This window comes from Cryobacterium sp. 10I1, assembly GCF_035019805.1.
Classification (GTDB): Bacteria; Actinomycetota; Actinomycetes; order Actinomycetales; family Microbacteriaceae; genus Cryobacterium; species Cryobacterium glucosi.
In genome coordinates this window covers 1-11,373 of sequence record NZ_JASJVF010000096.1, presented here as the reverse complement: position 1 = coordinate 11,373, position 11,373 = coordinate 1, and the positions used below count along the sequence as shown (strand labels likewise).

10 protein-coding genes are annotated in these 11,373 nt (G+C 67.1%); 4 read left to right on the top strand and 6 right to left on the bottom strand.

Annotated elements, in window-relative coordinates; genetic code table 11:
- From QN345_RS20585 to QN345_RS10100, 3 genes are all read left to right on the top strand, one after another.
- Positions 1–164, top strand: a 164-nt coding sequence (locus QN345_RS20585) for a DUF6457 domain-containing protein (RefSeq protein ID WP_416347658.1), incomplete at its 5' end; no start/stop codon positions are given.
- A complete protein-coding gene (locus tag QN345_RS10105; RefSeq protein ID WP_134448904.1) occupies positions 164–403 on the top strand; it encodes a MoaD/ThiS family protein in 240 nt (79 codons plus the stop codon). The genes QN345_RS20585 and QN345_RS10105, both read left to right, overlap by 1 nt.
- 169 nt (positions 404–572) lie before the next feature.
- Positions 573–1,895, top strand: a complete 1,323-nt coding sequence (locus QN345_RS10100) for an MFS transporter (protein ID WP_134448903.1) — start codon at positions 573–575, stop codon at positions 1,893–1,895.
- A gap of 206 nt (positions 1,896–2,101) precedes the next feature.
- Here QN345_RS10100 and narI read toward each other — a convergent pair whose 3' ends face one another.
- From narI to QN345_RS10070, 6 genes are all read right to left on the bottom strand, one after another.
- Positions 2,102–2,875 carry a respiratory nitrate reductase subunit gamma gene (narI, locus tag QN345_RS10095; RefSeq protein WP_134448902.1) on the bottom strand — a complete coding sequence of 258 codons (774 nt, stop codon included), beginning with the start codon at positions 2,873–2,875 and terminating at the stop codon, positions 2,102–2,104.
- Entirely contained in the window at positions 2,872–3,564 is a 693-nt protein-coding gene (narJ, locus tag QN345_RS10090) for a nitrate reductase molybdenum cofactor assembly chaperone (protein WP_322189626.1), read from the bottom strand. The genes narI and narJ overlap by 4 nt, the downstream gene beginning before the upstream one ends.
- Positions 3,561–5,249, bottom strand: a complete 1,689-nt coding sequence (gene narH, locus QN345_RS10085; protein ID WP_322189625.1) for a nitrate reductase subunit beta — start codon at positions 5,247–5,249, stop codon at positions 3,561–3,563. Before narH ends, narJ begins: the two co-directional genes overlap by 4 nt.
- Positions 5,250–8,984: a nitrate reductase subunit alpha gene (locus QN345_RS10080; RefSeq protein ID WP_322189828.1), complete on the bottom strand. Its 3,735-nt coding sequence runs from the start codon at positions 8,982–8,984 to the stop codon at positions 5,250–5,252. It lies immediately after the preceding gene.
- A 132-nt stretch (positions 8,985–9,116) separates the two neighbouring features.
- A complete protein-coding gene (locus tag QN345_RS10075) occupies positions 9,117–9,827 on the bottom strand; it encodes a helix-turn-helix transcriptional regulator (protein ID WP_322189624.1) in 711 nt (236 codons plus the stop codon).
- 7 nt (positions 9,828–9,834) lie between these two features.
- Positions 9,835–10,599, bottom strand: a complete 765-nt coding sequence (locus QN345_RS10070; protein ID WP_166787360.1) for a helix-turn-helix transcriptional regulator — start codon at positions 10,597–10,599, stop codon at positions 9,835–9,837.
- A gap of 73 nt (positions 10,600–10,672) precedes the next feature.
- Here QN345_RS10070 and QN345_RS10065 point away from each other — a divergent pair.
- A partial coding sequence (locus QN345_RS10065) for a radical SAM protein (RefSeq protein WP_323508617.1) occupies positions 10,673–11,373 on the top strand: 701 nt, incomplete at its 3' end.

Genomic DNA, 11,373 nt, shown 5'->3' with positions numbered 1-11,373 from the left:
TCGCGCACGGCGTCGCCCGCCCCGCCGCCCCGCTCAGCACGTTCCTCGTCGGTTTCGCCGCTGCCCGCAACGGCGGCACCGCAGCAGACATCGAGCAGGCCTGCGCCACCGCCACCGGGCTGGCCCTCGAGTGGGCGAAGACACACCCCACCGAGACCCGCTAGTGGCCGGCATCCGCTTCTTCGCGGCCGTGGCAGAGTCCGCGGGCACTGAGACCACGACCGTCGACGTTGCCAGCATCGGCGATCTCCGTACGCTCCTGGCCGACCGCCACGGCACCGAGTTCGCCAGGATCCTGTCGCGCTGTTCCCTGCTGGTCAACGGCATCAGGGCAGCGGATGACGCGGTGCCCCTCGCCGGGACCGACACCGTCGACGTGTTGCCCCCCTTCGCCGGCGGCTGAACCGCAGATCGACGCGGACCGGGTGTGAGCGGCACGATCCGACTGACCCGGCCTGATCGGAGGGGAATGATTTTTCACGGTGTTCCGCGATTGTCGAGGTCCGCACGCACGGTCAGGGTGGTAGTTACGCGGGCCGCACGGCCCGAAACCACCTAGTCCGAGGAAGCACATGTCAGTCCCTTCCGCACTCGTCTCGTCGAAGCTCAAACCAGACCTCTCCAACTGGGATCCGGAGAATGAAGAAACCTGGGATCCCAAGCTCGCGTGGCGCACCCTGTGGATCACGACCTTCAGCCTGACGCTTGCCTTTGCGGCCTGGTACCTCGTGAGCGCGATCGCCCCACGTCTGAACGACATCGGCTATTCCCTCGCGCCCGGCCAGCTCTACTGGCTTGTGGCCATCCCCGGACTCGCCGGCGGATTGCTGCGACTCGTCTTCATGTTCCTGCCGCCGATCATGGGCACCCGGTCCCTCGTGGCCATGTCGTCCGCCCTCCTCGTCCTGCCGATGCTCGGTTGGACGCTCGCGGCCCGCGACACTGCGACCCCATACTGGGTGCTGCTCGCGCTCGCCTTCTCCGCCGGCATCGGCGGAGGGACGTTTTCCGGATTCATGGCCTCGACCAGCTACTTCTTTCCCAAGCGCCTCGCCGGCACCGCGCTCGGACTTCAGGCGGGCATCGGTAACTTCGGGATCGGCCTCATGCAGCTGCTGCTGCCGTGGGTCGTCGGCTTCGGCCTGCTCGGCACCGCGGCGCTCACCCCTCAGAGCAGCGCCAAGGGCGACCTGGTCTGGCTGCACAACGGCGGCCTCGTCCTGATCCCCTGGGCACTCCTCGCCGTCGTCCTCGCGATCGTCTATCTGCGCCGGGTCCCGGTCACGGCGAACTTCCGCCAGCAGATGGACATCTTCAGGATCAAGCACACCTGGATCATGACGGCCATCTACCTGATGAGTTTCGGTGCGTACAGCGGCCTCGCTGCACAGATGGGCCTGATCATCCTGAACGTCTACGGGCACTTTCCCGATGCCCCGAATCCGCTCGCCTTCGCCTTCATCGGCCCCGTCGTCGGCGCCCTCGTGCGCGCGGCCAGCGGTCCGTTCTGCGACAGGTGGGGCGGCGCGATCTTCACCCTGATCGGGGGTATCGGCATGACCGTCGGCACCGTGGTCACCGCGTTCTTCCTCAGCCCGAGCAGCGTGTCCGACTTCTGGGGCTTCCTCACCGGGATGCTCATCATCTTCACCTTCGCGGGATTTGCGAACGCCGGCACGTTCAAGCAGATGCCGATGATCTTCCCCAAGCGGCAGGCCGGCGGGGCGATCGCCTGGACGAGCGCCATCGCGGCATTCGGCCCGTTCATCGTAGGCATCGCGCTCACGGCGATCAGTCCCACCGCGTTCTTCGTCGGCTGCGCGGTCTTCTGCGTCTTCTGCACCTGGCTCGCGTGGCACTACTACGCACGTCCCGGCGCTCCGTACCCGAGCTGACCGGCACCACCCGGCCGCCGGCTCAGCGCACCACCTGGCACCACCACGACGAAGGCCGCCGCTCTCTGGAGCGGGGGCCTTCGTCGCGCCCGCCCGGTCTTCCTGAGTTAACACGGGGATGAGCGAAGACCAGCGGGGACGACGAAGCGCCCCCCCGCATCGGTGTCGTGCGGCCGCTTCTCTGGAGCGAAGTGAGGCGGGTCCGACTAGCGGCGAGCGTCGTCCCTGTCCCTGGCGGATGCCGGCAGTACGCTCTTCTCCCAGCCGCGGCGGGCCTTGCGCGCGCCGGATCCCCTGTGAGAGTCGCGCGACCTGTAGACGATGTACGGTCTCACGATGTAGCCGATCGGGGCCGAGAACACGTGCACGAGCCTGGTGAACGGCCAGAGCAGGAACAGCAGGGTCGCGGTCAGTACGTGCAGCTGGAAGAAGAACGGCACATGAGCCATCAGCGACGGGTCCGGCTGGGCCGAGAGCAGCCCGCGCACCCACGGTGAGATGGTTCCGCGGTAGTCGTAGCCGGCACCGAGCACCTGAAACAGCACGGTGGCGGTGGTCCCGAACAGCAGGGTCGCCCCGAGGAGCAGGTACATGACCTTGTCCATCACCGTTGTGGCGAGCAGCACCCGGGTGTTCAGCCGCCGCCGGTAGATCAGGATCGCAAGCCCGGCGAGGGTGAGGACGGCCGCGATACTGCCGAGCCAGGTCGCGCCGACGTGGTAGATCTCATTGGAGACGCCGACGAATTCGAGCCATTCCTTGGGAACCAGGAGCCCGACGACGTGGCCGCCGAGAACCATCAGGATGCCGTAGTGGAACATCGGTGATCCCCAGCGAAGCAGCCGGTTCTCGTAGACCTGGCTCGACCGGGAAGTCCAGCCGAACTGGTCGTGCCGGTACCGGAAGATGTGGCCGACCACGAACACGGCCATGGCCGCGTACGGGAACGCCACCCACAGTAGAAAGTCGATCGGGTTCATACCCTGAGTTCCTCACTCGCGATGCCGGACGGCGAAAATGGTTTGAGATTGCCGAGGAAGGTCATGCCGACCGTCTCCGTCGGCGGGCCCTCGTTCACGAGGTTCAGGTAGCGTTCGCGGGTTTCCTCATCGATGCTCGGGAGTGAGAGGGAGACCGCTTCGACGACGTGCGCGTACGGGCTCTCGATGGTCTCGAGTGCGGTGCGGAGCACCTCGATCCCGTCGCGGTGTGCCGCCAGCAGCTCCCGTGCGATGGGCGAATCGCTGAGCGCCGAGAATTCGAGCACCATCGGAAGGTAGTCGGGCAGTTCGTCCGCCGCGACCTCCCAGCCGGCCGCGCGATACGCCTCGACGAAGCGCACCAGCGCCATGCCCCGGCGACGGGTGTCGCCGGCGGCGTAGTACGAGAGGTACGGGCAGCACTTGCGTTTGAGGTCGAACGTGGCCGTGAAGTGCACCTCGAGCTGCTGCTGGTCCATGGTGCCGGCCGCGCCAAGGAACGCCTCGAAGGCGTGCCGAAGCGGGTCGGGCAGCAGCGTGACCGATTCGGCGACGACCGCAAACCGCGCCCGGCGTTCGATGGTTGGATAATCGAGCAGGATCGACGCCGCCATGTGCGCGATGGCGCCGTCCTCCGCACTGAGCGGAATCGCCCTGACGGTGCGCGGCGGAAGCTTTGGGAGCCTCATGCGGGGCTCCCGGTGTCGGCGACGGGCGGAATGATCGGCGGGATCGGCGGGAACAGGCCCTTCGGCGCCCCCGAGCCGTTCCAATTCAACAGGTTGAGCCGGCCGGGCGTTGTCGGCTTGGTCTTCTCCCCGCCCTTGCCGATCATCTCGTTGTAGTTGTCGACCGTCGCGTTGAACGGCATTCCCGGTGTCTTGCCATAGGGCCCTGCGGCGGTCGACGTCGGGCCGCCCATGCCGGGGCCGCCGTCGGTGTCGAGCGAGCACGCGAGCTCCTCGAGCTCGCGCGCCGTCTCGACGTGCGCCTTCGGGATCACGTAACGGTCCTCGTACTTGGCGATCGCGAGGAGGCGGTACATTGCTTCGATCTCGGTGCCGGTCATGCCGACGGCCTCGGGGATGGACTCGTCGCGGTCCCGGCCGAGGTTGATGTCGCGCATGTACGAACGCATCGCGGCGAGCTTCCGCAGCGAGGATTCGACCGGGACGACATCTCCGGCCGAGAACAGCCCGGCGAGGTATTCGATGGGGATGCGCAGCTTGTCGATTGCGGCGAACAGGGTGCGGGCGTCCTCACCGTCGTTGTTCGTCGTCGAGATGACGTCGACGACCGGGGACAGCGGCGGGATGTACCAGACCATCGGCATCGTTCGATACTCGGGGTGCAGCGGCAGGGCGACCTTGTACTCGGAGATGAGCTTGTAGATCGGGCTGTTCTGCGCGGCGAGGATCCAGTCGTCCTCCATGCCCTCCGCCTTCGCCGCGGCGATGACCTCGGGGTCGAACGGGTCGAGGAACACCCCGCGCTGGGCCTCGAGCAGGTCCTGGTCGTTCTCGATCGCGGCGGCGGCGAGCACGGCGTCGGCGTCGTAGAGCATCAGGCCCAGGTAGCGCAGTCGACCGACGCAGGTCTCCGAGCAGATGGTCGGCTTGCCCTGTTCGATCAGCGGATAGCAGAGGGTGCACTTCTCCGCCTTGCCGGTCTTGTGGTTGAAGTAGACCTTCTTGTATGGGCAGGCCGAGACGCACATCCGCCAGCCGCGGCAGGCATCCTCGTCGACGAGGACGATGCCGTCCTCCTCGCGCTTGTACATCGCACCGGATGGGCACGCCGCGACGCAGGCCGGGTTCAGGCAGTGCTCACAGATCCGTGGCAGGTAGAACATGAAGGTGTTCTCGAACTCCATCTTCACGTGCTCGCTCATCGTCGCGAGGATGGGGTCCTCCGCCGCGGTCTCCTGGGAACCACCGAGGTCGTCGTCCCAGTTGCCTGACCACTTGATGTCCATGTTCTTGCCGGTCAGTAGGGATTTGGGTCGGGCGACGGGACTCTCGGTGCTGAGCGGAGCTTTGGTGAGCATGTCGTAGTCGTAGGTCCACGGCTCGTAGTAGTCGTCGATGACGGGCAGGTCGGGGTTGTTGAAGATCGTGGCGAGCCGCTTGAGCCGGCCGCCGGAGCGCAGTTTCAGGCGTCCGCGCTTGTTGCGCACCCAGCCGCCGTTCCACTTCTCCTGGTCCTCGTACCGCTTCGGGTAACCGAGGCCTGGCCGCGTCTCGACGTTGTTGAACCAGACGTATTCGACGCCGGTGCGGTTGGTCCAGACCTGCTTGCAGGTCACGGAGCAGGTGTGGCAGCCGATGCACTTGTCGAGATTCATGATCATCGACATTTGGGCCATTACGCGCATTTAGTACTCAACCTCCTGGCTGCGTCGACGGATCACGGTGACCTCGTCGCGTTGGTTCCCGGTCGGGCCGAGGTAGTTGAAGGCGAAGGACAGCTGGGCGTAGCCGCCGATCAGGTGGCTGGGCTTGAGCAGGATCCGGGTCAGCGAGTTGTTGGTTCCGCCGCGCATGCCGCTCGTCTCGGCGATCGGTACGTTGATCGTGCGGTCCTTCGCGTGGTACATGTACACGGTGCCCTCCGGCATCCGGTGCGAGACGATGGCCCGTGCGACGACGACGCCGTTGCGGTTGTACGACTCGATCCATTCGTTGTCGCGCACGCCGATCTTGTCGGCGTCCTGCGGTGACATCCAGATCGTCGGCCCGCCGCGGGACAGCGAGAGCATCATCAGGTTGTCCTGGTATTCGGAGTGGATCGACCACTTCGAGTGCGGCGTCAGGTAGCGCACGGCGACCTCCGCGCGGCCCTTCGACCCCGTCGAACCGGTCGCCGCCGTGGAACCGACGATCGAGTCGTCAAACAGGCGGTGCATGTCGAGCGGCGGCCTGAAGATCGGCAGCTGCTCCCCGAGCTCGATCATCCAGTCGTGGTCGAGGTAGAAGTGTTGCCGCCCGGTCAGCGTGTGCCACGGTTTGAGGTGCTCGACGTTGATCGTGAAGGCGCTGTACCTGCGACCGCCGTGCTCGCTGCCGGACCACTCCGGGGAGGTGAGGACGGGGACGGGCGCGCCCTGGACATCCGGGTATGAGAAGCGCCTGCCCTCGTTGTCGCTCGCGAGGTGGGCGAGCTTCATGCCCGTGCGCTCCTCGAGCTGCCGGAAGCCCTGGGTGCCGAGACGGCCGTTCGTGGTGCCGGAGAGGGCCAGCACCATCTCGCAGGCGTGGATCGCGGTCGTGAGGCGCGGCCGGCCGGCAGCGGGGCCGCTCTCGACGAGACCGTTCTTCCGGCCGAGGTACTCGACCTCGACATCGGGATTGAACTTGACGCCCTTCGTGACCATGCCCAGTTTCGCGGTGAGCGGGCCGAGTGCGCCGAGCTTGTCTGCGAAGCCCGGGTAGTCGCGCTCGACGACGACGAGCTTGGGCATCGTGATGCCGGGCACGAGCGGCTGGCCGTACTGCACGGTTCCGTGCGGGGTCGCCATCGCATCGGGGGTGTCGTGCGTCAGGGGCACGGCGACGATGTCCCGGCGCACGCCGAGGTGGTCGACCGAGAGCTCGGAGATCTTCTTCGCGAGGATGTGGAAGATGTCGAAGTCGGTCTTCGCCTGCCACGGCGGCGTGATCGCGGGGTTGAACGAGTGGATGAACGGATGCATGTCCGTCGTCGACAGGTCGTTCTTCTCGTACCAGGTGGCCGGCGGCAGGACCACATCGCTGAAGACGGTCGTCGAGGTCATCCGGAAGTCGCTCGTCACGAGGAGGTCGAGCTTTCCCTCCGGAGCGGACTCGTGCCACTTTATCGTCTTCGGGCGCTTCTCCGGCGGGGATTCGGGCGCGCGCACGGCACTCGTGGTGCCGAGCAGGTGCTTGAGGAAGTATTCGTTGCCCTTGCCGGAAGAGCCGAGTACGTTCGCCCGCCAGACGACCATCACGCGAGGGAAGTTCTCCGGTGCGTCGGGGTCCTCGACCGAGTACGCGAGGCTGCCGTCCTCCAGCGACTCGACCACGTACTGGGCCGGGTCGACCCCGGCGGCGACGGCGTCGTCGACGAGGTCGAGCGAATTCCGGTTGAACGTCGGGTAGCTCGGCATCCAGCCGCGCTTCGTCGATTCGACAAGGCAGTCCGCGGTGGTGCGGCCGGCAAAGGTACCGACTCCGAGCGGGCTCGAGAGGGTGTCGGCGGACAGCCCGTCGTAGCGCCACTGGTCGGTCGCGAGGTAGAAGAAGCCGGTGCCGATCATCTGGCGGGGAGGGCGCACCCAGTCGAGGCCGAAGGCGTATTGTCCGTAGCCGGTGAGCGGGCGGACCTTTTCCTGCCCGACGTAGTGGGCCCAGCCGCCGCCGTTGACGCCCTGGCAGCCGGTCATCGTCGTGAGGGCGAGGAAGGCCCGGTAGATCGTGTCGGAATGGAACCAGTGGTTCGTGCCTGCCCCCATCAGGATCATCGAGCGACCGCCCGATTCCTCGGCGTTCTGCGCGAATTCGCGGCCGATGCGTTCAGCAGCCTGCATCGGCACCGAGGTGATGGCCTCCTGCCAGGCAGGGGTGCCGGGCGAGGACGCATCGTCGTAGCCCGTTGGCCAGATGCCCGGCAGCCCGTCGCGACCGACGCCGTACTGGGCGAGGAGGAGGTCGAAGACGGTCGTCACGAGTTCGCCGGCGACGCGCCGCACGGGCACGCCGCGGCGGATGATACCGGCGCCGCCGGCCTGCTGCTCCCCCGCGTCGTCTGTCGTCGGCGACACGTCGAAGCGCGGCAGGTCGACCGAAGCGGATGCGCCGTCGTAGTCCGGCGCGTCCATGATCGAGAGCAGCGGGTCGACGCCCTCGAGGTCGAGGTTCCACCTGCCGACGTCGGTCTCGGAGAAGCGGTGTCCGATCGATCCGTTCGGGATGACGGTGCGGCCGTCCTGGTCGAGGAGGATCGGCTTGAACGCCGCGCTCGCGACCGTCGGCTCGGTGTCGGGGAGGGCATCCGCCGTCATGAACTTGCCGGGCACCCAGGCGTCGCCGCGTTTCGTGAGCGTGATCAGGTAGGCGGAGTCGCTGTAGCGCTTCATGTAGTCGACGAAACGCGGGGTCCGCCGGTCGACGAGGAACTCCTTGAGAACGACGTGGCCCATCGCGATCGCAAGGGCGCCGTCGGTGCCGGGGTGAACGGCGAGCCATTCGTCGGCGAACTTGGAGTTGTCGGCGTAGTCGGGAGAGACCGTGATGACCTTCTGTCCACGGTACCGGGCCTCGACCATGAAGTGGGCGTCGGGGGTGCGGGTGACCGGCACGTTCGAGCCCCACATGATCAGGTAGGACGAGTTCCACCAGTCGGCGGATTCCGGGACGTCGGTCTGGTCGCCGAAAACCTGCGGGCTCGCGACGGGGAGGTCGGCGTACCAGTCGTAGAAGGACAGCATCGTGCCGCCGAGCATGGAGATGAAGCGGTTGCCGACGCCCTGCGAGACGATCGACATCGCCGGGATCGGCGAGAAACCGGCGATTCGGTCCGGCCCGTAGGTCTTGATGGTGTGCACGTGGGCGGCGGCGACGATTTCCGCGGCCTCGTCCCAGCTCGCGCGCACCAGGCCGCCCTTGCCGCGAGCGCTCTTGTAGGCCTTGGCAGACTCGGGGTTGCCGGTGACGTCGGCCCAGGCGAGCACCGGGTCGCCGAGGCGTGCCTTCGCCTCACGGTAGAGGTTGAGCAGCACGCCGCGCACGTAGGGGTACCGCACCCGGGTCGGCGAGTAGGTGTACCAGCTGAATGCTGCGCCACGGGGGCAGCCGCGGGGTTCGTACTCCGGCGAGTCAGGGCCGACGGAGGGGTAGTCGGTCTGCTGGGTCTCCCAGGTGATGATGCCGTCCTTGACGTACACCTTCCACGAACAGGAGCCGGTGCAGTTCACGCCGTGGGTGGACCGCACCTCCTTGTCGTGGGTCCAGCGGTCGCGATAGAAGCTGTCGGCGTCCCTGCCGCCTTCGAGGAACAGGGAGCGCAGGTCCGGCGAGGTCTCGCCCCTGCGAAGGAAACGGCCGAGGTTCAGGATGCTGTCCGCGATCGGGCCGTCGATGCCCGGTTTGATGCCGGGCTGGCCGGCTTTGCGCTTCGAGAAGCTCGAGTTCTTGAGAGTTTTCACGACATACCCCTTGCGGTGCCGGGCATTGCCGATTCAGCAACCACCCTCGCATCCGAGTCTCACGGGCACCCGAACGGGCTACAAGCGGAAAACGCCGTGAATAATAACCACGTCGGTCTCGGTGGGCACCCGAACGGGCCCGGCATCGGCCCCCTCGGATTCCTCACACTCAGCACCCTCGTCGGAGTGCCGGAGGTCCAGTGTGCAGGAGTCCGGCTCGTCGAGCGGATGCAGCGCGTCGGCCGTCAGCGGACCGCCGGTCTGCTGCAGGATCCCCTGGAGCAGGCCGAGGTGCACGCGGCAGACCTCCGGGTGTTCCTTGACCATCTCGATGTACGGACAATCGTGCAGCCTGACGTGACGCCCGTCCGCGTCGATCCGCCCGTCGAACCCGGTCTGGTCGAGGTGGTCGTCGAGGGCGTCCAGTTGCCGCTGCAAGGGCGAGTCGATCGCGGCGCTGACCGGCAGCATCCGCCGGACCAGGTCGCCGCGCCGTTCGGCGGCCTCGATCTTCGCGACCCGGATCGAGCCCTCCCGATGGTCGACGCCGGCAGCCGCACTGTAGAGCATCCGCGGCCGGCCCTTGACGTCGCGCTCTTCGGGTTCACAGGTGACGAATCCGTCATTGATCAGGCGTTGCAGGTGTTCGCGTGTCGTGTTGTGGTGCAGCCCGGTGGCCTCGGCGAGGTCGCCGACCGTCATCGTCCCGCGCTGTTGCAGAAAGTACAGCAGTTTGATTCTGCTGAACGACGCGAGCGTGCGGTAGCTCGACGGTGGGCTCGAAGACATGGGTCTACTATCCGCTCTTTGTCAGGAAGCCGCCATGGTGTGCCGGGTTTGAGGAGTAGAGCACATGTGCGACGCATACCCCCGGGCGCACGAACGGCTCGAGGCGGATGCCGATGGTGGGCGCGTGCATCCGGTCCAGTGCACCCTGCATCAGTCCGCGGTGCACGGAGCACACGATGGCGCTGTGGTCTTTCGCGACGTCCAGGAACGGACAGTGATGCAGTTCGATCGCGGTGCGGTCCTCCGACAGGGCGGGGGCGAAACCAACGCCGTCGAGGATCTCGACCACCCGGTCGATCGCTCCAGCGGGATCAACCGGACCGGCAGCTGGCTCGTCGGCGGGCACGAACTGTTCCGACCAGCGTCGCCCGGCGTCGCCGGCCTTTTCATTGCCGGGGCGCGCGTCGGGGGCTCCTGCGGCAAGGCTGTCCGCGAGGAGGCCCGCGAGGAGTCGGTAGGAGTCCTCGGAGGTCCCGGATTCTGCCGGCCCGGCGGAACCGGGCCCGGCGGGTTCCGCCTCGGGCGGTACCGCGGCGTAGAGCAGGCGGGGACGGCCAGGTCGCGTCCGCGCCTCGACCGTCTCGGTCACGAGGCCGACCTCGAGGAGCCGTTCGAGGTGCGAGCGAACGGTGTTGGGGTGCAGGCCGACCGCCGCCGCGAGTGCGGGAACGTCCAGCGGCATCCGGTGGGTGCGCAGCACGTCGAGGACGGCGACCCGGCTCACGCCGGAGAGGGCGCGGTGGGTACGGGCATCGAGGTCGGAGGCAGGCACACCCCTAGTTTTCCCTATAAGTGTGGTAAAAACAACTGAGGTGCGCATTCGAGCTGTACCGGACCAGGATCACGTGACTGACACCGCAACGCGCGCCGTTCGACACCTGCACCACGATGCCGGCGAGCGTCCCTTCATCGTGATCTGGGAGGTGACGCGGGCCTGCCAGCTCGTCTGCACGCATTGCCGTGCGGACGCCATTCGCACCCGCAATCCCTTCGAGCTGACCACCGACCAGGGCCGGAAGCTCCTGGACGATCTCGCGTCGTTCGGCACGCCCCGCCCGCTCGTCGTCCTCACCGGCGGCGACCCCTTCGAACGCCCCGACCTCCCCGAACTCGTGGCCCACGGAACGGGCCTGGGCCTCAGCATGGCCCTCTCGCCCTCCGTCACCCCACGCCTCACCCGGGAGGTCCTTGTCGAGCTGCACGACGCCGGAGCGAAGGCGGTGTCGCTCTCCCTCGACGGGGCATCCGCGGCGACCCATGATGCCTTCCGCGGTGTCGACGGGGTCTTCGACGACACGATGGTCGCCGCACGGATGGTGCGCGACGTCGGCTGCCGGCTGCAGATCAACACGACCGTCACCCGCGACACCGTCCACGAGCTGCCCGCCATCCTGAAGACGGTCCTCGAGCTCGGCACGACGCTGTGGAGCGTGTTCTTCCTCGTCCCGACCGGGCGCGGCAAGCTTCTCAACGCGCTCACCTCCACCGAGGCCGAAGAGGTGCTGCACTGGCTGCACGATGTCTCCGAACTCGTCGCGATCAAGAC

Bases quoted from the DNA above. Each gene is read 5' to 3' on its own strand.
- QN345_RS10100 (WP_134448903.1), top strand. From the start codon at position 573: ATGTCAGTCCCTTCCGCACTCGTCTCGTCGAAGCTCAAACCAGACCTC.
- narI (WP_134448902.1), bottom strand. From the start codon at position 2,875: ATGAACCCGATCGACTTTCTACTGTGGGTGGCGTTCCCGTACGCGGCC.
- narJ (WP_322189626.1), bottom strand. From the start codon at position 3,564: ATGAGGCTCCCAAAGCTTCCGCCGCGCACCGTCAGGGCGATTCCGCTC.
- narH (WP_322189625.1), bottom strand. From the start codon at position 5,249: ATGCGCGTAATGGCCCAAATGTCGATGATCATGAATCTCGACAAGTGC.
- QN345_RS10075 (WP_322189624.1), bottom strand. From the start codon at position 9,827: ATGTCTTCGAGCCCACCGTCGAGCTACCGCACGCTCGCGTCGTTCAGC.